Genomic DNA, 19,579 nt, shown 5'->3' with positions numbered 1-19,579 from the left:
GCCATTTTGTACTTGACGTCGCAAACTGGATAAGGTGTGCTCCGTCTCGAGCTTGCGACGTGATTTTAAATTCCGATTTCTACTACCTCTTTTTTACCCGCCTGCACGGATATCGTTTCGGTCCATATTGTGAGGTTTTTGATTATGAATTTTCGCCTTTGCTGGCTTTTGCTGGCTGTTTTCCTGGCATCTTGCGACGGAGGATCCGATTCCGACAGCGCCGATGCGACGCCGACGTTCAATCAACCCGCGCCAGTCAAGCCTCAGCAGGCGCCGACGTCGACTGTTCCAGCGCCTCCGCCCGCATCCATTCCGGTCAAACCGATAACGGCTGCAGATTATGACCCCGATGGAAGACTGGATCATTCGGACGCTCGCGAAGTCTCGGCCGCCAAAGCGCACACGATCGCCCTTAAGGGAACCTCCATTCCCTTCACGGCGACCGCCGGTCAGCTGATTGCATCCAAACCTGGCTCAGGTCTGTTCAATGCTGAAGCGGTGATCTCCTACACGGCCTATACGCGCGACGACCAGGCGCGGGATGCGCGCCCAATAACCTTCGTGTTCAACGGAGGGCCCGGCGGCTCATCCGCCGAACTGGATATTGGCTTCCTTGGGCCGATGCAAGAAGACGGACCGGCCCCATCGGAGGACGTCATCGGGCCGTTGAAAGACAATCCCAACACGATTTTGGACAAGACGGACCTCGTCTTCGTCGATCCGGTCGGGACCGGCAATTCCCTCGCCATCTGGCCGAACAGAAACAGTGACTTTTGGGGCGCCGATAGCGATGCCAAAGTCTTGCGGGATTTCATCACGCGCTATGTGAACGTGTACAACCGCCAGAACTCGCCCAAATATATTTACGGCGTCTCTTATGGCGGATTTCGGGCGCCAATCATGGCACGTCTGCTGCTGGAGAGCGGCACCAGCCAATACACGACCTTCACGACGAACAAAAATGTCCTTTCCGGGCTCGTCCTGAATTCCCCGAGTTTGAATCAAACGAGCGGTTGCTACCGGTTCTACACAAGCTGCGGCGGGGCGATCCCGACCTATGCGATGGTGGCGGACTTCCACAAGAAGTCTACAGCTCGTGGAAATCAGGGACTTGAGGTGTTTGCCACAAATGCGCGCGCCTTCGGATCCGAGTTCAGTAATCTTTACTACGAAGTCTTCAGCGGAACCGACGCGAAAGTGCCGGATAGAAAGCCTTGGGAAGACTACATCAAAAAGCCTGAGGGGATCAAATTCCTCGACAAACTATTCGCCTATACCGGTGTGGGTAAAATGTACCAACCTGGCGACAGTTCAAAGAACAATCCTTGGATTGCGACGCCAAATATGGACCCGGACGAATTTACGCATAAATTTGCGCCCGAGACGGGAGACCTTTTGCTCGGCGATGGACGCTACTTTGATGAGCCGGAAGCCGTAGATCCGGCCTTTGATCGCACGAGCGATTACTTCGCCTGGCGAAAAGATTACCACGCCAAGTTCATCGGCTACGAATCTCAATCGCCTTATGTTGGCTTCAACGGTAAGATCATCGACATCTGGGATTATCGACCCGATCCTCAAACGATCGGAGACAACAAGGAACGGGCAGGTAATAGCGTTCCGGATTTGACATTCAGCATGACGCTCAATCCAGACTTGAAAGTCATGGTTCAGCACGGCTACTACGATCTGATTACGCCATTCAATCGGTCGGAAGTTGACCTTCAAATAGGCGGCCTCACCTACAAGGTGCCGGTCAAGGTTTACGAGGGTGGCCACGGAGTAGCGCCTTTTTACACCCGCTCTTATGCCACCCTGATGCAAGATCTGGACGCCTTCTACGATGGGCCGTCGGCGACAATGTTTGCCGCATCCAACCCGCCCGCATTTGAACAGGTGAAACAATGAAACGACATCATATCTGTGCGTCAATCCTGATTGGCGTCATTTGCAGCGCCTCGCTCGCCAGTGCGGGTGATTTCGACAGCGAGTCGCGGCAGCAGCGCGGCCTCATGAGAATGCAGCGTGGCTTCGCGCCGCGTAAGGCGCCATCGCGGATGGCAGCGGTCCCGTTGACCCGAGCAAGGGTCGCGACCGAAGTCGACCAGCGCACAGCCTCGCTCTTCGACCGGGCCGCGGATCCGGCGACCCACCTTGTCACGCAGGAATCCGCTTCAAACTCCGGGCTCGGCTTTTTTGTCGATCACTTCGCCGAGATTGACCGCGACCGGGACGGCAGCTTGAAGTTCAGCGAAGTCAAGAGCTTCCTCGATGCCCGTTCGCCTGTCGCAAAACCTGCGTCGGGATCGGTCCAGATCATCGAGTAGCGCGCATTGCGGCCTTAACTCTGTCTGGCGGATTGTTCTCAGCCCGCCGGATCAGGCGCACGCCCGGGTGCGGACCTCCGGTCGTATTTCTCGCCCGGATGAGCCAATTTGGCCATGATCCGTGGATATTCACACCCCTTAGAATTGGAAAAACGCGCGATAAGCACTATATCTAGGCCAAGGACCGGGCATGATTCGCCCGGTTCTGCTATAAATACGGCGCGCCGATCCTGGCGACCCGAGAAAAGATTGAATCTACATGAGCGATACACCGGAACTGACAGTTGAAACCTCGCCAGAATACGGTGCGGAGTCCATCAAGGTTCTCAAGGGATTGGATGCGGTTCGCAAGCGCCCGGGCATGTATATCGGCGATACGGACGACGGATCCGGCCTTCACCACATGGTATACGAAGTCGTCGACAACGCCATCGACGAGGCGCTTGCCGGCCACGCGACCCGCGTCACCGTCACGCTTAATCCCGACGGTTCATGCACGGTGACGGATAATGGCCGCGGCATTCCGACGGACATGCACTCCGAAGGCGTCTCCGCCGCCGAAGTCATAATGACCCAGCTGCATGCTGGCGGCAAATTCGACCAGAATTCCTATAAGGTTTCGGGTGGTCTGCACGGCGTCGGCGTTTCCGTGGTCAATGCGCTTTCCGTCTGGCTGAAACTCAAGATTCGCCGCCAGGGCAAGATCCATGAAATGAGCTTTACCCATGGCGTGGCCGACGCGCCGCTCGTGGTGACAGGCGATGCCGGCGATGCGACCGGTACGGAAGTGACCTTCCTGCCCTCGACGGACACGTTCTCGATGGTCGAGTTCGATTTCAAGACGCTTGAGCATCGTTTGCGCGAGCTCGCTTTCCTGAATTCGGGCGTGCGCATTCTGCTCGCCGACCGGCGCCATGCCGATCCGGTCGAGCTCGAGCTCTTCTACGAAGGCGGACTTACCGCCTATGTGCGCTATCTCGACCGCACCAAGAAGGAACTTGTCGCAGATCCGATTTACATTCGCGGTGAGAAGGACGGTACGACGGTCGAAGTCGCCATGTGGTGGAACGACAGCTACCATGAGAATGTGCTGTGCTTCACCAACAATATTCCACAGCGCGATGGCGGCACGCATCTTGCCGGTTTCCGTGGTGCCCTGACCCGCCAGATGACCGGTTATGCCGACGCCTCGGGCCAGACCAAGAAGTCGAAGGTCACGCTGACCGGCGATGACTGCCGTGAAGGCCTGACTGCGGTCCTGTCCGTCAAGGTCCCCGATCCCAAGTTTTCGTCGCAGACCAAGGACAAGCTCGTCTCGTCCGAAGTGCGCCCGGTCGTTGAAAGTCTCGTCAACGAGGCGCTATCGAACTGGCTTGAAGAGCATCCGGCCGAAGGCAAGGTGCTTGTCGAGAAGGTGATCCAGGCGGCCTCCGCACGCGAGGCGGCCCGCAAGGCGCGCGACATCACCCGCAAAAACTCGCTAAGCATCAGCTCGCTGCCCGGCAAGCTTGCCGATTGCCAGGAGCGCGACCCGGCCAAATCCGAAATCTTCATCGTCGAGGGCGATTCCGCTGGCGGATCGGCCAAGGGCGGACGCTCGCGCCAGAACCAGGCGATCCTGCCGCTGCGCGGCAAAATCCTGAATGTCGAGCGCGTCAAACTCGACCGGATGCTTTCTTCCGACCAGATCGGCACGCTGATCCTTGCGCTCGGCACCAGCATTGGCAAAGACGAGTTCAATCCGGACAAGCTGCGCTATCACAAGATCATCATCATGACCGACGCCGACGTCGATGGCGCCCACATCCGTACGCTGCTTTTGACGTTCTTCTTCCGCCAGATGCCGGAACTGATCGAGCGTGGCCACGTCTATATCGCCCAGCCGCCGCTTTACAAGGTGACGCGCGGCAAGTCCTCGCAATACATCAAGAACGAAACCGCCTTCGAGGAATATCTAATCGACTCGGGGCTCGACGAAACCTCGTTGGAGCTGGTTTCAGGGGAAGTGCGCACCACCAACGACCTGCGCGTTGTCATCAATGACGCGCTGGCAGTTCGCCATCTCTTGCAGGGCCTGAACACGCGTTACGACCGTGCGGTCGTCGAACAGGCAACCATCGCCGGCGCGCTCAATCCCGAAGCGATCTCCGATACCGTCAAGGCGCAGGAACTGGTCGCCGAAGTTGCCGCCCGGCTCGACCTCATCGCCGAGGAAACCGAAAAGGGCTGGACCGGCCGCCTTGCCACGCCTGACGATGGTGTTGACGGCTTCGTCTTCGAGCGGTCTTTACGCGGCGTCAAGGAGACGGTGACCCTCGACATGGCCCTGCTCGGCTCGGCCGATGCGCGCCAGCTCGATCGCTACGCCGCCCGCCTCCATGATATCTATTCGCAGCCGCCGGTGCTCCGCCGCAAGGAAAAGGCCGACGCGGTCGCGGGGCCGATGGCTCTCCTCGACGCCGTCTTTGCAGCCGGGCGCAAGGGCCTCTCGCTGCAGCGCTACAAGGGTCTTGGCGAAATGAACGCGGAGCAGCTTTGGGAGACGACGCTCGATCCGAACGCGCGCTCCCTGCTGCAGGTCAAGGTCAATGATGCTACCGACGCCGACAGCCTGTTCTCGCGGCTCATGGGCGATGATGTCGAGCCGCGGCGCGAATTCATTCAGGACAACGCGCTAAGTGTGGCGAACCTCGACGTTTAGCTAGGTCTTTTCTTCTTGCCATGGATTGATCACCGTGAGCCCGGCCGCGGTGAATGGCATTGTGTCTCTCGAGGCGACGGAATATCCGCGGCTCTTTGCGACCGCAGCTATTTGCCCGTCTGCGATTGAGATCGTCCGTCCGGTCGAACGCGCCTGGCTCACCAACGGGGCGTAGACCAAGGCCGCTTGCCGGTCAAAATCGAGGATCCGATCGCCGAAGAGGTACGAAATGAGTTCGCTCAGCGCGCGATCAAGGCCTTGTTTTCGCTTGCCTTTGGGCAAGAGTTCAATCCCGAGGAGAAGCTCCGACAGGCTTGTTGTGGTGAGAAACAGCGTTTCGGCCCCTTGTTGATCGAGCCACGACAATACCCCCGGGGCCGGGCTCCGTTTCAGCGGCTCGGAAATAACATTCGTATCAAGGACGATCATTCAAAATCCGCAGGTTCTGCGGGTGTCTGATCCCGGCCGGGTTCAAGGTCAAGCCCGCCATGGCGGCGGCCGAAAGCGGCAAGTTCCGAGCCTATCTTCAAGCGATCCTTCGGGCGTGTCGCCTCCTCCAGAATTTCGCGAATTTCGGCCTCCGTGCTCCGGCCATGTTTGGCGGCACGCAATTTGAGCGCACGATGCGTTTCTTCCGGCAAATTCCTGATGGTTACGGCAGCCATGATTTCTCCACTATAACGCCAGGTGGATGATATCATATCGGGTGGGATGATAGCAAACGGCCGCCGGTGTGAATTCCGGGGGGGCGGCAATCGTCCACAACTTAACAGTGTGCAACAGGCGATCAGTTGTGAAGCGACTAAAGTCTTTTATACTTTTGTACAACAACGCTATTGCCTGTTCGCTGGCGTCATGATTTTTTGTCACTCGGCGACGTCGGTTCGGGATGGCGGGATGCTTGCCCGACGGAAATGTCGCTGTTTGCCAACCTGATCGGGAATTGAAATGCAGCCTGTCTTCGATGGTCACAACGATGTGCTTTACCGGTTGTGGAAACATTCGAGAGACGGCGCCGATCCCGTGGAAGAATTCGTCAAGGGGACGACCTCCGGACACATCGACAAGCTAAGGGCACAGAAGGGCGGGCTCGCCGGCGGACTCTGCGCCATCTATGTTCCCTCGGGCGATCTCGCATTCAAGGCCCCCGATGCCAACGGGCATTATTCGACGCCCTTGGCCGCGCCGCTCGAGCGGGCTCCTTCATTGGATGTCGCGCTTGAAATGGCGTCCATCGCTTTGCGCCTGGAGCGTGGCGGCGGCTGGAAGCTCTGCCGTACGACGGCCGAAATCGAAGCGTGCATGCGCGACGGCACCTTTGCTGCGGTCCTGCATATGGAAGGCTGCGAGGCGATAGGCGCTGATCTGGCGGCGCTTGACGTTTTCTATGCGGCGGGGCTGCGCACCCTTGGTCCGGTCTGGAGCCGCAACAATATCTTTGCCCATGGCGTGCCCTTCGCCTATCCGATGTCGCCGGACACCGGCCCCGGCCTTACCGCAGAGGGCGAGGCGTTGGTCCTGGCCTGCAACAGACTGGGTATTCTCATCGACCTTGCCCACATCACCGAAAAAGGCTTCTGGGATGTCGCGCGCATCAGCGATCAGCCGCTCGTTGCAAGCCATTCCAACGTGCATGCGCTGACCCCGGTCGCGCGCAATCTGACCGACAGGCAACTCGACGCTATTCGCGAGAGCAAGGGGCTGGTGGGCCTGAATTACGCGGTCGCCATGTTGCGGCCTGACGCGCGCGAAAATGCCGATACCCCACTTTCAGATATGATCCGCCACATCGATTACATGCTGAACCGCATGGGCATCGATTGCGTGGCGCTGGGCTCCGATTTTGACGGCGCCAAGATCCCCGGCGAGATCGGCGACGCGAGCGGCAACCAGAACCTCGTTGCTGCCCTGCGCGATGCCGGCTACGCAGGCGAGGATCTGGCCAAGATATGCCGCGACAACTGGCTGCGCGTGCTGCGTTCCGCCTGGCATGAAGAACAATAACAAGACGACATCGCTCTAGAACAGGGAACTGACCAATGCTGATGAACAAGATCGACTCCAAATTTCGCCTTCTGCTCGGGGGCGCTGCGCTTTCCGCGATCCTGGTGTCCGGCGTGCCGGCATTTGCCGCAACGCCCGCCGATACGCTTGTCGAAGCCTTCGCCATCGACGACGTGATCACACTCGATCCGGCTGAAGCCTTCGAGCTCACCACCGGCGAAATCAATGGCAATACCTATGACAAGCTCGTTCGGCTCGACATCAACGACCCTTCGAAGATCGTCGCCGATATTGCCGCAAGTTGGACAGTATCCGATGATGGCCTGACCTATACGTTCAAGATCAAGCCGGATCTGAAATTTGCCTCGGGCAATCCGATCACCGCCGAGGATGTCGCCTGGTCGTTCGAGCGCGCCGTCAAGCTCGACAAGAGCCCAGCGTTTATCCTTACGCAGTTTGGCCTGAAGCCGGACAATATCACGGAAAAAGCCAAGGCAACCGACCCGTCGACCTTCGTGTTCACGGTGGATCAGGCCTATGCACCGAGCTTCGTTCTTAACTGTCTGACGGCCACGGTCGCTTCGGTGGTGGACAAGAAGCTCGTCTCCGAACATGTCGTCAATGACGATTTCGGCTATGCCTGGTTGAAGACCGCTTACGCTGGCTCGGGCCCGATGAAGATTCGCGACTGGCGCGCCAACGAAATCATCGTCCTCGAGCGCAATGACAATTATTACGGTACCAAGGCGCCGCTGAACCGCGTCATTTATCGTCACGTGAAGGAAAGCGCCGCGCAGCGCCTGTTGCTCGAAAAGGGTGATATCGACGTTGCTCGCAACCTCGAGCCTAACGATCTTGAACAGGTCGTCAAGAACGGCGAGATCACCACGACGAGCGCCCCGAAGGGCACGATCTATTACTTCAGCCTCAACCAGAAGAATCCGAACCTCGCCAAGCCGGAAGTGCTCGAAGCCCTGAAATATCTCGTAGATTACGATGCGATCGGCGAAAAGCTGATCAAGGGCATCGGCGAGATTCATCAGACCTTCCTGCCCAAGGGCATTCTCGGCGAACTCGACGAGAACCCCTACAAGCTCGACGTCGCCAAGGCCAAGGAGCTTCTGGAAAAGGCCGGGCTGAAGGATGGTTTCTCCTTCACGATGGATGTGCGCAACAACCAGCCGGTGACGGGCATCGCCGAATCCATTCAGCAGACGATGGCGCAGGCCGGCGTAAAGATGGAAATCATACCGGGTGACGGTAAGCAGACGCTTACAAAGTATCGCGCTCGTACCCACGACTCTTATATCGGTCAATGGGGCGTCGATTACTGGGATCCGAATTCGAATGCCGACACCTTCACCAACAACCCGAACAATTCGGATGAAGGCACCAACAAGACCCTCGCATGGCGCAATGCCTGGGATGTGCCGGATTTGACCAAGGAAACCAAAGCTGCCCTGCTCGAACGCGACAATGCCAAGCGTGCCGCCATGTACCAGGATCTGCAGAAGAAAGTTCTGGCGACCAGCCCGTTCGTCTTGATCTTCCAGCAGACGGAAGTCTCGGCCCTGCGCTCGAACCTCAAAGGCTTCAAGCTCGGACCGTCGTTCGACACCAACTACGTCTTCAACGTATCAAAGTGATCGGGCCCCAAGGGCTGATGCAATGAGCAGTACCGACACACAAATGGAGTCCAGGCGTTCCGGCGCCTGGGCTGGTAATTTTCTCTGGGCAGGAGGACGTTTCCTGCTGATCGGAGTCATCACGTTTTTGGGCCTCCTTGCAGTCACCTTCTTTATTGGGCGGGTAATACCGATCGACCCGGCGCTGGCAATCGTCGGCGACCGTGCGCCCGCCCATGTGGTGGAACGGGTGCGGGAGGAGCTCGGGCTGAACCTGCCGCTCTATGAGCAGTTCTTTCTCTACATAAAGGGCATATTGCAGGGCGATTTCGGCAATTCTGTCCTGACGACCAACCCCGTCATGACCGATATCAGGCGGGTTTTTCCGGCAACGATGGAACTTGCAACAATGGGCACGCTCATCGGTGCATGTATCGGCGTTCCGCTCGGCGTACTCGCCGCCGTCAAGCGTGGCAGCCTGATTGACCAGTTCGTCCGCATCATTGGCCTGATCGGCTACTCCGTGCCGATCTTCTGGCTCGGCCTTCTCGCATTGCTGGTTTTCTATGCCAAGCTTGGCTGGACCTCGGGTCCCGGCCGTATCGACGTGGTTTATGAATATACCTTCACGCCCATTACTGGCTTCTATCTGCTCGATGCAGTGATCCAGGGCAATTGGGAAGCCTTCCGCAACATCTTCAGTTTCATCATCCTGCCGGCATCCTTGCTCGGCTATTTTTCACTGGCCTATATCAGCCGCATGACCCGAAGCTTCATGCTGAATGAACTCGAGCAGGAATATATCGTTGCCGCACGCGCAAAAGGCCTTTCCGAAACGCGGATCATCTGGGGTCATGCCTTGCGCAATGCCGCCGTTCCGCTCGTCACCGTCATTGCGCTTTCTTATGCCGGCCTGCTCGAAGGCTCTGTCCTTACCGAGACCGTTTTCTCGTGGCCAGGGCTCGGCATGTACATCACCAACTCCCTGCAGAACGCCGACATGAATGCGGTGCTCGGCGGAACCATCGTCATCGGCACGGTCTTCGTTGCCATCAATCTTCTGTCCGATCTGCTTTATCGGGCCCTCGACCCACGGACGCGCGCACGATGACAGAGGCAATCAACACGTCGCGGCCGCTTACGCGCCGCGAATGGCTGATGAGCGACCGCCCGCAATCGCGGACACAGGCGCGACTTGGCCGCGCCTATCTCGTCTGGAGCCGTTTCGCCAGCAACCGCCTTGCCGTTGTCGGGCTCGCCATCATCATCGCCTTGCTGCTGGTTGCTGCCTTTGCGCCGCTGCTGGCGCCGCATTCGCCCGTTGCCGGCGACCTGCGCAATGCGCGCCTGCTGCCGCCCGGTGGTGACTATCTGCTTGGTACTGACGATCAGGGCCGCGATATCCTCTCAAGGCTCATCTATGGCTCGCGCCTGACGCTTTATGTCGTCATTCTCGTTGCGATCATCGCGGCGCCAATCGGGCTGCTCGTCGGTACGATTGCCGGTTACGCCGGCGGTTGGGTCGATGCCGTGTTGATGCGCATCACCGATATTTTCCTTGCCTTCCCCAAGCTTATCCTGGCCCTGGCGTTCGTCGCCGCCCTAGGGCCGGGCATTGAGAATGCCGTTATCGCCATAGCGATAACCTCGTGGCCGCCCTATGCGCGCATTGCCCGCGCCGAGACGCTGACGGTGCGCAACTCCGATTACATCGCCGCCGTCCGGCTGATGGGAGCATCGCCGACGCGCATCGTGCTCCGGCACATCATGCCGCTCTGCCTGTCGTCGCTGATTGTCCGCGTGACGCTCGACATGGCAGGTATCATCCTCACCGCTGCTGGCCTCGGCTTTCTTGGGCTTGGCGCACAGCCGCCCTTGCCCGAGTGGGGTGCCATGATCGCATCGGGAAGGCGTTTTATCATGGACCAATGGTGGGTCGCCGCCATGCCGGGCTTTGCCATCCTCATCGTCAGCCTTGGTTTCAATCTTCTTGGCGACGGGCTGCGCGACGCGCTTGATCCGCGAGGCAACAACCAATGAGCACCATGCTGACGGTTGACGACCTCCGCGTCACGTTTCCGACCCGCACGGGCGCCGTCAACGCGGTGCGTGGCGTGTCCTTCACGCTTGGGCGCGAACGCCTCGGCATTGTCGGTGAATCAGGCTCCGGCAAGTCGCAGACCGGCCGCGCCATCATGGGCCTCACTCCTCCGCATGCAACCATCACCGCAAAGACCCTGAACTTCGACGGCATCGATCTGCTGGAGACGTCCGTCAAGGAACGGCGGGCGCTGCGCGGCAATCGTATCTCCATGATCTTGCAGGATCCGAAATATTCGCTCAATCCGGTCATGAGCATCGGCAGGCAAATCGTCGAAACGCTCCGGACCCACGAGAAGGTCAGCAAGCGCGAGGCGCGCCGACGCGCGCTCGATATGCTGGCCGCCGTCCAGATACGCGACCCCGAGCGCGTCTACGATCTCCATCCGCACGAAGTATCGGGCGGCATGGGGCAACGCGCGATGATCGCCATGATGCTGATCACCGGACCGGAACTGCTGATTGCGGACGAGCCGACCTCCGCGCTCGATGTTACGGTCCAGCTCGACGTACTCGGCATTCTTGACAATCTGGTGCGCGATAGGGGCATGGGCCTCATTTTCATCTCGCACGATCTGCGGCTGGTTTCGTCGTTCTGCGACAGGGTCATCGTCATGTATGCTGGCCGCATCGTCGAAGAAATTGCGGCGACGGACCTGCGCAATGCCAAGCACCCCTATACGCAGGGACTGCTGAACTGCATGCCCGAAATAGGTGCTGACCGGCATCCACTGCCGACACTCGACCGCAAACCGGAGTGGGCAGCATGACGCCGTCGCTGAAGATCGACAATCTCGAAGTGACGTTCAATCGCTTTCGCGCGCTGCGCGGGGTCAGCCTCGAAGTGGTGCCCGGCGAGTCCTTCGGTCTCGTCGGCGAATCCGGTTCGGGCAAATCGACGTTGTTGCGCGCCGTGGCGGGTCTGGCGCCCGTGACCGCGGGGACGATCGAGGTCAATGGCAATTTGCTCGGCGCATCGCGCACAAAGGCCTTTTACCGCGAAGTGCAAATGGTGTTCCAGGATCCCTATGGTTCGCTGCATCCGCGCCAGACCGTCGACCGATTGCTCCTTGAGCCGCTCGCCGTACATGGATTCGGCGATATCGAGCGGCGCATCTTGCGGGCGCTTGACGAGGTCGGGCTCGGTTCCAGTTTTCGCTTCCGCTACTCGCACCAGCTGTCAGGCGGCCAGCGCCAGCGTGTCGCCATCGCCCGCGCCCTGATTCTCGAACCATCGATCCTGTTGCTGGACGAGCCAACCTCTGCGCTCGACGCATCAGTGCAGGCGGAGGTGCTGAATCTTCTCGAAAAGATCCGCCGCGACCGTAAGCTGACATTCGTCATGGTCAGCCATGATCTCGCAGTCGTAACGCACATGTGCGACCGGCTCATGGTAATGCAACACGGCGCGGAGGTAGAACGGCTCACCGCGTCGGAACTGGCCCGGCGTCATGTAACGCAGGACTACACGCGCAACCTCCTTGTTGCGAGCCAGGGTTTTGTCCGCCCTGTCGTTCAAAACGCCTAATGCAGCTTCATCGAACATTTACCATTTGCAGACGCATTTCTTCCCCGACGACCGTTCCAGGGCAGATCGTGAAAATCTGAACGAATTTCATAAGCCGTCATTTACGCCGGACAACTGATGGTTGCGCTCATCGACTGGAGTGGGGCCATGAAGTATCTACGTCAATTCATAAAAGACCGCCGCGGCGCAACCGCGATCACATTCGGTTTGCTGCTTGTACCGCTCCTGGGGTTTGCCGGGCTCGCCGTGGATTATAGCCGCGCCAGCAATGACCGTTCTCGGCTGCAGAATGCGGCCGACGCCGCGGCGCTTGCGGCAGCCTCGGTCTTTACCGGTTCCAACAAAGCGGCCGCCGAGGCGAGGGCACGCGCCTTTCTGCAGGCCAATCTCGGCCTGCGCGCTGAAGATATCAATTTGAACTTCAGCACGGAAAATCAAAAGGTTTCCATCACTCTTGGCGGCCACACCAGCACCCTGTTCATGCATGTTCTCAACAAGGACAACATGCCGATCAACGTCAACGCCACGGCGCTCGCGCCGTTGAAGCCGACGACGGCCAAGATCACGATCGACAAGGTTACGGGCTACTGGTTCAAGAAAGTTTCCATCATCGTCGTGCGCAATGGCAAGGACGTTGTCGTCGGCACCATCAAGTACACCGCGACCGACCATAACCTCTACAATGGTAACGGCGGCGGTAAAACAGACCCGGATATCAATGTTCCGATCACATTCGATCTCGGTGACTACACCAAGCTGTACCTCAAGATGGAAATCAAAAATGACGGTTGCGATGTCGGCTACAAGGACAAGAACGCCGGAAAATCGCGATACGTCGATTGCATTGCCACAAATGAGTCGGGCTATTCGAAATACAATTCCACGCTGAAAACCGACGATCCGAACACGGTCAACCATTTGTTCGTCGATGGCGTCCAACTGCCGGTGGGATCCAAGCCGCCGCTCGACGACCTGATGAATTGTGACAACACGCCCCACAGCCATGCGTGGGAAGACGGCGGCGGCTGGGCCAACCAGGACTTCTACTACAAGATCACGGCCGCCTGTAAATCGGTCGACGGCGAGAACGTTCGCCTGACCCACTAGGACCTGACGCGGCGCGATTGACTTTGATCTCGCGCCGCTCCATCATCGCTTCATTCCGAGGGGGGCACTGTACAGTGCTGAGATAGCGTCGAGCTGGACCCTTGAACCTGATCCGGGTCATGCCGGCGTAGGAACGGGAATTGAGCAAAGTTCGCGCCTTTTCAGCTTCACCTTCGCGCATGACCGGATTTCCAAAAGCAATGGAGTCCTGAGCGTGCCCTACATCCTGACATCTGAACTGCGGCGGTAGCTGCCAACCATGCGCCTCGTTATTCGCATGGTCGCGGCGCTTGCCGCCGTCGCTGCTTTCTGGCAAGTGGTGGTCTGGCTGTTCCAGCCTCCGCGATTCATTCTGCCCGGGCCAATTGCGGTAGTGTCGGCGCTGGTCGAACAGCGGCAATATCTTGGCGTCAACGCATCGATCACGCTCATCGAGATCCTGCTTGGACTGGCATTCGGCGCGCTCGCCGGCATTATTATCGCGCTGCTTGTCGCCGCCATTCCCGCCTTTCGCCATGTCGTCTGGCCGCTTCTTCTTGTCTTGCAGGCACTCCCGGTGTTTGCCATCGCGCCGCTGCTTGTTCTGTGGTTCGGCTTTGGACTTGCCTCCAAGGTGGTGATGGCAAGCCTCATCATCTTCTTTCCCGTGGCGTCTGCCTTTGCCGATGGCCTGCAGCGAACCAACCGCGATCTGCTTGATGTGGCTTCGCTCACGCAAGCGACGCCGCTCGCAACCCTGCTTCTCGTTCGGGTTCCGAGTGCCTTACCCTCGCTCGGATCGGGCCTGCGGGTCGCCGCCGTCTTTGCCCCGATCGGCGCCGTGATTGGCGAATGGGTCGGCTCGTCGCGCGGGCTCGGCTTTGTCATGCTGCAAGCCAATGCCCGCATGCAGACCGAAACCATGTTCGCGGCACTGATGATCCTCGCCGCCCTCACCGTGATCCTGCGCTTTCTCGTCGACGCCCTGACCCGCCGCCTTACCCCTTGGGCGCCGCAAACATGAGCAACTCCCATCATCGCAACAAAGGACGACTGATGTTCCGCACACGCTTATCGATCCTCGCCATATGCCTTGCGCTCTGCGCCGCAACCGCGCCCGCCAGTGCCGCCGACAAGTTGACGGTACTGCTCGAATGGTTCGTCAATCCGGACCACGCCCCTCTTATCATCGCCCGCGAGAAGGGATACTTTGCCGATGCCGGCCTTGATGTGAATCTGATGCCGCCGGCAGACCCGGCCGCACCGCCACGCCTCGTTGCGGCAAAGCAGGCTGATATCGCCATCCACTACCAGCCCAATCTCTATCTCGACCATGACGCCGGCCTGCCGCTGGTGCGCTTCGGGACGCTGGTGGAAACACCACTCAACACGGTGATGACGCTGGCGGATGGTCCCATCAAAAGCCTCAAGGATTTGAGGGGCAAGAAAGTCGGCTTCTCGGTCTCCGGGTTTGAGGATGCGATGCTCGGCGCCATGCTCAAGTCCGAAGGCATGTCCATCAAGGATGTAGAACTGATCAACGTCAATTTCGCCCTCTCAGCCTCGCTGATCGCGGGCCAGGTCGATGCGACGGTCGGAGCCTACCGCAACTTTGAACTGACTCAGATGGCACAGGAGGGTCATGGCGGCCGCGCCTTCTTTCCCGAGGAGCACGGCGTACCGGTCTATGACGAACTCATCTTCGTCACGCACCGCGATCTCGTTACCGACAACCGCCTGCCGCGCTTTCTTGGCGCTGTTGAAAAGGGGGCAATCTATCTGACCAATCACCCGGACGAGAGCTGGCAGATTTTCATCAAGGCCTACCCGGATCTCGACAATCCGCTGAACAGGCAGGCGTGGACGGACACGCTGCCACGCTTCGCCAAAAGGCCGGCAGCTCTCGATCGCGGCCGCTACGAACGCCTCGGTGTCTTCCTGCACGAAGCAGGGCTGATCAAATCGATCCCCGCCGTCGGCGACCTCGCCGTCGAACTCTCCCAACCTCCTTCGCTCTAATGAAAGAGAAGATCATGCCAAAAGTAGATTTCCGGCTGAATGCCATTGTCGATGTCGACGCGATTGGCGGCGAGCAAGATCTTGGTGCTCTGGCGCTCGCTGCGGCGCGAGGCGGCGCCACGATCATCCAATATCGCGACAAGAATTCGCCAACACGAAAGATGGTGGAACGTGCCCATGCGATCCGGACAGCGCTGGTCGGCAGCGGCGTTCCTTTCGTCGTCAACGACCGGGTCGACGTGGCGCTTGCCACGGGTGCCGACGGGGTCCATGTCGGGCGCGAGGACATGCTGGTCGCCGACGTCCGTCGTCTGCTTGGCCCGGATGCGATTATCGGTTTGACGGTGAAGAACGAATCCGATGCCGAAGCCGCCATCGCTGGCGATATCGACTATGCTTGCATCGGCGGGCTGTTCGAAACGCCGGCCAAGCACAATCCCGACGGTCCCATCGGCTTTGACGGCTATCAACGTCTGGCGCAGGTCATTCGGGCGAAGAAGCCCGACCTGCCGATCGGCGCTATTGCCGGCCTCGATCTCGCGCGCGCTGCACCGGCCATCAAAGCCGGGGCCGATGGCATAGCGGTCATTTCGGCCATTTTTCGGCAGGTCGACCCGAAGGCCGCTGCGCAAGTACTGCGCGAGGCAGTGGACAAGGCGCTCGAGGCACGGCGATGACCGCGATCGCATTGACCATTGCCGGTTCCGATAGCGGCGGCGGCGCAGGTATCCAGGCGGACCTGAAGACCTTCTCGGCGCTTGGCGTCTACGGCGCGAGCGTCATCACAGCCATCACCGCCCAGAACACGAAGGGCGTGACAGCAATCGAAAATCTCTCGCCTTCGATCATAAGCGCGCAGATCGATGCCGTTCTGTCAGACATTGACGTGGCCGCGATCAAGATCGGCATGGTCTCCGCAGTTGCAGCGATCGAGAGCATTGCCAACGGCCTGCGCGGCTGGGACAGGGCGCTCGTTATCGACCCGGTGATGGTCGCGACCTCAGGTGATCGGCTACTCGAACCCGGAGCCATCGATGCGTTGCGGCAGGTGCTTCTCCCCAAGGCAACCCTCGTCACACCCAACCTTGCGGAATCAGCCCTGCTGACCGGGCGGCCCGTCGCAGGCGATGCGGCTGAAATGGTGCGCCAGGCCGAGCTTCTGCTGGCTGTCGGTGCTTCAACAGTCTTGATCAAGGGCGGCCATGGCAGCGGATCGGAAAGCAGCGATCTTCTGTGCGACGGAAAAACGCAAGAATGGTTTTCCAGCCCCCGCATTGCCACGGACAACGACCATGGAACCGGCTGCACGCTTGCCGCGGCCATCACGGCTGAACTGGCCAAGGGCGAGATTCTGGCCGATGCGGTGGCGCACGCCAAGGATTACTTGACGTCAGCGATGCTCGCGGGCAGTGAGCTCAGAGTGGGGCGGGGGCGCGGACCCGTGCACCATTTCCACCGGTGGTGGTAGGCACGATCGTGGAGGCCAGCAAATCCTGCCGCTCGAAGGGCAGCGGGATCACCGCCGGAAACACCACCTTGCCGTCGGCATAGGCGAGTTCGGTCGGCGTCATCAGGGCGCTCGTCGCCTGCGCGGCGGGGGCAGTGCTTGCTTCCGATGACGTCGCAACAAGAGCGGTCTGTACGGGCTCTGCCGAAGGTTCGAGCACGTCGAGCATGCCCTTCTGCTTGGCCTGATAGTAATACCCGCGTGAATAGAGGCGGACGGCCTGATCCGGATTGCTGTCCGCCACCTTATAGGCGCCCGCGAGATACTTCACCCCGTATTTGAGGTTGGTCTCCGCATCGAGCAGATCCTTGGCGTTGCCATCATGGCCGAGGCCGCGTGCAGTCGCTGGGAGCAATTGCATAAGCCCCCAATAGGGCCCGTTGCGTGCCTGGGGATTGAATCGGCTTTCACGCTTCACGACACGGCGGACCAGGGATTCCGGCACAGCATAGGCGACCGAGTATTTTGTGATCAGGCCATCGACGGATTTGTCGGATGTCTTGGCTAAAGGCTGAGAGTCAGTTGCCGCCACGCGTGGCGCAGCCTCGGGAACCGGGATCGACGCCGCGGTCGGAAGCTTCGGATCGGTTGTCGAGCAAGCACCCAGAACCAAGGCAAGGCTCAGGGCGGCGAAGGCGCGCGGCAATCGGTTTTGAGGCAGCATTGGTCACCGGTCGAAGAAGTCAGAGTATCGAGATTTCTCTTAGCTTGTTCGCGTGTGCCGACGGCAATCACTTTCCGATACAATGTGTAACAATTGCCTGAGATCGAGGCGCCAGTTGTGCCGGGTTGACTCCAACATATATATCAATGTATCAGTTAATGATTGGTAAGGCCAGTTTACCAGTCATGCGCGGAGAGGAGCCGTGCGGGGAGGTCCAATGTTCGCAGCGATCCAGCCGCGCCGCCTGTATCAGCAGGTCGCGGAACAGATCCGTGATTTGATCGAGTGCGGTTCGTTCGCCGTTGGCGAACGATTGCCCGGCGAACGCGAACTTGCCGAGGAACTTGGTGTTTCCCGCCCGACAATCCGCGAAGCGCTCATTGCGCTGGAAGTCGAAGGACTGATCCATATCCGCATGGGTTCGGGCGTTTACGTCACCAATCAACGCAAAGAAAAGCCTGTGCTCGCCCCCTCGGACGACCTCGAAGGTCCGTTCGAACTGCTGCGTGCGCGTTCGCTCATCGAATGTGCGATCGTCGAGGAAGCCGCCAAAGTGGTGACGCCGGTTCAGGTCGAAGCCATGGATGCCGTGCTGACCAGGATGGCGAAAACCTTCAATAATCCGCATGCTTCGATTGCGCTTGACCGGACGTTTCACACCACCATCGCCGGCATCATAGAGAATGCCGTGCTCGAGCGGTTCGTCGGACAGCTCTTCGATCAGCGCATGACGCCGTTTTTCGAGCGGCTTGCGAGCTACTTCGAGAGCGCGGTTTCCTGGCGTGAGGCATTTGCCGAACACCGGGCAATTCGTGATGCGATTGCTTCGGGCGATCCTGCTCGCGCCAAGGCGGCGATGCAGTTCCATCTGCAACAATCACAATCGAGATTTTCCAGGAGCTTCGAGGACGAACTCGAAAGCGAGAAAGGTCATCCGCCGAAAGGCTCGACACGAAACACCACGATCTGATTTCAATCTGGGAGGAGAAGGACATGAAGATCAAGCTTATGGCCATTATGGGAGCGGTGGCCGCGCTCGCACTTTCGGCTGCTGCGGCACAGGCCCAGACCGCTCTGAAATGGGCGCACGTCTATGAAACTTCGGAGCCGTTCCACACGGAATCCGTCTGGGCCGCCGAAGAAATCAACAAGCGCACCAATGGGCGCTACAAGATCGATGTTTTCCCGGCTTCACAGCTCGGCAAGGAAGCGGACATCAACCAGGGCCTGAAGCTCGGCACCGTCGATATCATCATTTCGGGATCGAGCTTCGCAGCGCGCGATTTCAAGCCGATCGGCGTGACCTATTTCCCCTATATTTTCCGCGGTCCCGAGCATTTGATCGCCTATACGAAAAGTGACGTCTTCAAGCGTCTCGCCGCTGGCTATGAGGAAAAGACCGGCAACCACATCGCCGCCGTCAGCTATTACGGCACCCGCCAAACTACGTCCAACAAGCCTATCAGCAAGTGTTCGGACATGCAGGGCCTGAAGATCCGCGTGCCGGACGTTCCTGCCTATCTCGCCATGCCGCGCGCCTGCGGCGCCAACACGACGCCGATCGCCTTCGCCGAGGTCTATCTCGCCCTGCAGAACGGCACGGTCGAGGCCCAGGAAAATCCGCTGACAACGATCGAAGCCAAGAAGTTCTACGAGGTGCAGAAGAATATCGTTCTGACCGGCCATATCGTGGACCATCTCAATACGGTTGTGTCCAAGCAGCTCTGGTCGAGCCTGTCCGACGAGGACAAGAAGATCTTCGGCGACGTCATGCAGGAAGCGGCCGAGCGTACGACCAAGAATATCGAGGAGAAGGAAAAGGCGCTCGTTGCGACATTCAAGGAAAAGGGCATCAACGTGACCGAGGTCGACAAGGCCGACTTCGAAAAGACGGTGATGGAGAAGGTGAAGTTTGAGGACTTCGGCTACGAGAAGTCCGATTGGGAAGCCATTCGCGCCATCAAGGAATAATCCGCGGGGGGCCGGGCGGCTGCTCCGCCCGGCATTCCATCACTTGG

General features: G+C 59.2%; 18 protein-coding genes, 1 pseudogene and 1 riboswitch. Of the genes and pseudogenes, 16 read left to right on the top strand and 3 right to left on the bottom strand.

Going from position 1 to position 19,579, the window contains the following annotated elements; genetic code table 11:
* Nucleotides 1-144: 144 nt before the first annotated feature.
* From HQ945_RS06830 to gyrB, 3 genes are all read left to right on the top strand, one after another.
* Nucleotides 145-1,908, top strand: a complete 1,764-nt coding sequence (locus tag HQ945_RS06830; RefSeq protein ID WP_113280221.1) for a S10 family serine carboxypeptidase-like protein — start codon at nt 145-147, stop codon at nt 1,906-1,908.
* A complete protein-coding gene (locus tag HQ945_RS06825) occupies nt 1,905-2,327 on the top strand; it encodes a hypothetical protein (protein ID WP_091950798.1) in 423 nt (140 codons plus the stop codon). The genes HQ945_RS06830 and HQ945_RS06825 overlap by 4 nt, the downstream gene beginning before the upstream one ends.
* Before the next feature lie 259 nt (nt 2,328-2,586).
* On the top strand, nt 2,587-5,028 hold the full coding sequence (gene gyrB / locus HQ945_RS06820; protein WP_036813457.1) for a DNA topoisomerase (ATP-hydrolyzing) subunit B: 2,442 nt from the start codon (nt 2,587-2,589) through the stop codon (nt 5,026-5,028).
* Here the strand turns inward: gyrB and HQ945_RS06815 are convergent, their stop codons facing one another.
* Both HQ945_RS06815 and HQ945_RS06810 read right to left on the bottom strand, forming a co-directional pair.
* Nucleotides 5,029-5,457, bottom strand: coding sequence for a type II toxin-antitoxin system VapC family toxin (locus tag HQ945_RS06815; RefSeq protein ID WP_113280223.1), 429 nt, complete (start codon nt 5,455-5,457; stop codon nt 5,029-5,031).
* Complete coding sequence (locus HQ945_RS06810) at nt 5,454-5,693, bottom strand: FitA-like ribbon-helix-helix domain-containing protein (RefSeq protein ID WP_027230583.1); 240 nt, start codon at nt 5,691-5,693, stop codon at nt 5,454-5,456. Before HQ945_RS06810 ends, HQ945_RS06815 begins: the two co-directional genes overlap by 4 nt.
* A 283-nt stretch (nt 5,694-5,976) precedes the next feature.
* On the opposite strand from HQ945_RS06810, the gene HQ945_RS06805 reads away from it, so the two are divergent.
* The 11 genes from HQ945_RS06805 (at nt 5,977) to thiD (ending at nt 16,858) form a co-directional block, all read left to right on the top strand.
* On the top strand, nt 5,977-7,032 hold the full coding sequence (locus tag HQ945_RS06805) for a dipeptidase (RefSeq protein WP_113280224.1): 1,056 nt from the start codon (nt 5,977-5,979) through the stop codon (nt 7,030-7,032).
* A gap of 35 nt (nt 7,033-7,067) precedes the next feature.
* Entirely contained in the window at nt 7,068-8,678 is a 1,611-nt protein-coding gene (locus HQ945_RS06800; RefSeq protein WP_162737145.1) for an ABC transporter substrate-binding protein, read from the top strand.
* 22 nt (nt 8,679-8,700) lie between these two features.
* Nucleotides 8,701-9,768, top strand: coding sequence for an ABC transporter permease (locus HQ945_RS06795; protein WP_113280225.1), 1,068 nt, complete (start codon nt 8,701-8,703; stop codon nt 9,766-9,768).
* Complete coding sequence (gene nikC, locus HQ945_RS06790; RefSeq protein ID WP_027230579.1) at nt 9,765-10,697, top strand: nickel transporter permease; 933 nt, start codon at nt 9,765-9,767, stop codon at nt 10,695-10,697. Before HQ945_RS06795 ends, nikC begins: the two co-directional genes overlap by 4 nt.
* Nucleotides 10,694-11,527 (top strand): ABC transporter ATP-binding protein, encoded by an 834-nt coding sequence (locus HQ945_RS06785; RefSeq protein ID WP_027230578.1) that lies wholly within the window; start codon nt 10,694-10,696, stop codon nt 11,525-11,527. Before nikC ends, HQ945_RS06785 begins: the two co-directional genes overlap by 4 nt.
* On the top strand, nt 11,524-12,285 hold the full coding sequence (locus tag HQ945_RS06780; RefSeq protein WP_113280226.1) for an ABC transporter ATP-binding protein: 762 nt from the start codon (nt 11,524-11,526) through the stop codon (nt 12,283-12,285). The genes HQ945_RS06785 and HQ945_RS06780 overlap by 4 nt, the downstream gene beginning before the upstream one ends.
* A gap of 147 nt (nt 12,286-12,432) precedes the next feature.
* Nucleotides 12,433-13,392: a TadE/TadG family type IV pilus assembly protein gene (locus tag HQ945_RS06775; protein WP_162737146.1), complete on the top strand. Its 960-nt coding sequence runs from the start codon at nt 12,433-12,435 to the stop codon at nt 13,390-13,392.
* 48 nt (nt 13,393-13,440) lie between these two features.
* Nucleotides 13,441-13,543: riboswitch (TPP riboswitch) on the top strand.
* A gap of 108 nt (nt 13,544-13,651) precedes the next feature.
* Entirely contained in the window at nt 13,652-14,395 is a 744-nt protein-coding gene (locus HQ945_RS06770; protein ID WP_246272560.1) for an ABC transporter permease, read from the top strand.
* A 32-nt stretch (nt 14,396-14,427) separates the two neighbouring features.
* On the top strand, nt 14,428-15,390 hold the full coding sequence (locus HQ945_RS06765) for an ABC transporter substrate-binding protein (RefSeq protein WP_113280228.1): 963 nt from the start codon (nt 14,428-14,430) through the stop codon (nt 15,388-15,390).
* A 14-nt stretch (nt 15,391-15,404) separates the two neighbouring features.
* Nucleotides 15,405-16,067 (top strand): thiamine phosphate synthase, encoded by a 663-nt coding sequence (gene thiE / locus HQ945_RS06760; protein WP_113280290.1) that lies wholly within the window; start codon nt 15,405-15,407, stop codon nt 16,065-16,067.
* Nucleotides 16,064-16,858 carry a bifunctional hydroxymethylpyrimidine kinase/phosphomethylpyrimidine kinase gene (thiD, locus tag HQ945_RS06755; RefSeq protein ID WP_113280229.1) on the top strand — a complete coding sequence of 265 codons (795 nt, stop codon included), beginning with the start codon at nt 16,064-16,066 and terminating at the stop codon, nt 16,856-16,858. Before thiE ends, thiD begins: the two co-directional genes overlap by 4 nt.
* Nucleotides 16,859-17,060: 202 nt before the next feature.
* Here thiD and HQ945_RS22815 read toward each other — a convergent pair.
* A pseudogene (locus HQ945_RS22815) lies at nt 17,061-17,483 on the bottom strand (transglycosylase SLT domain-containing protein); the annotation flags it as partial.
* Between the two features lie 295 nt (nt 17,484-17,778).
* Here HQ945_RS22815 and HQ945_RS06745 point away from each other — a divergent pair.
* Together HQ945_RS06745 and HQ945_RS06740 are read left to right on the top strand one after the other, a co-directional pair.
* Complete coding sequence (locus tag HQ945_RS06745; protein WP_091950778.1) at nt 17,779-18,531, top strand: FadR/GntR family transcriptional regulator; 753 nt, start codon at nt 17,779-17,781, stop codon at nt 18,529-18,531.
* Between the two features lie 23 nt (nt 18,532-18,554).
* Entirely contained in the window at nt 18,555-19,532 is a 978-nt protein-coding gene (locus HQ945_RS06740) for a sialic acid TRAP transporter substrate-binding protein SiaP (protein ID WP_113280231.1), read from the top strand.
* The last annotated feature ends 47 nt before the right edge of the window (nt 19,533-19,579 follow it).

The sequence above is a fragment of the Phyllobacterium pellucidum genome, assembly GCF_013327855.1.
GTDB classification, from domain to species: Bacteria; Pseudomonadota; Alphaproteobacteria; order Rhizobiales; family Rhizobiaceae; genus Phyllobacterium; species Phyllobacterium pellucidum.
Note: the sequence above shows the minus strand (reverse complement) of the source record. Positions and strands in the feature narration are given on the sequence as shown.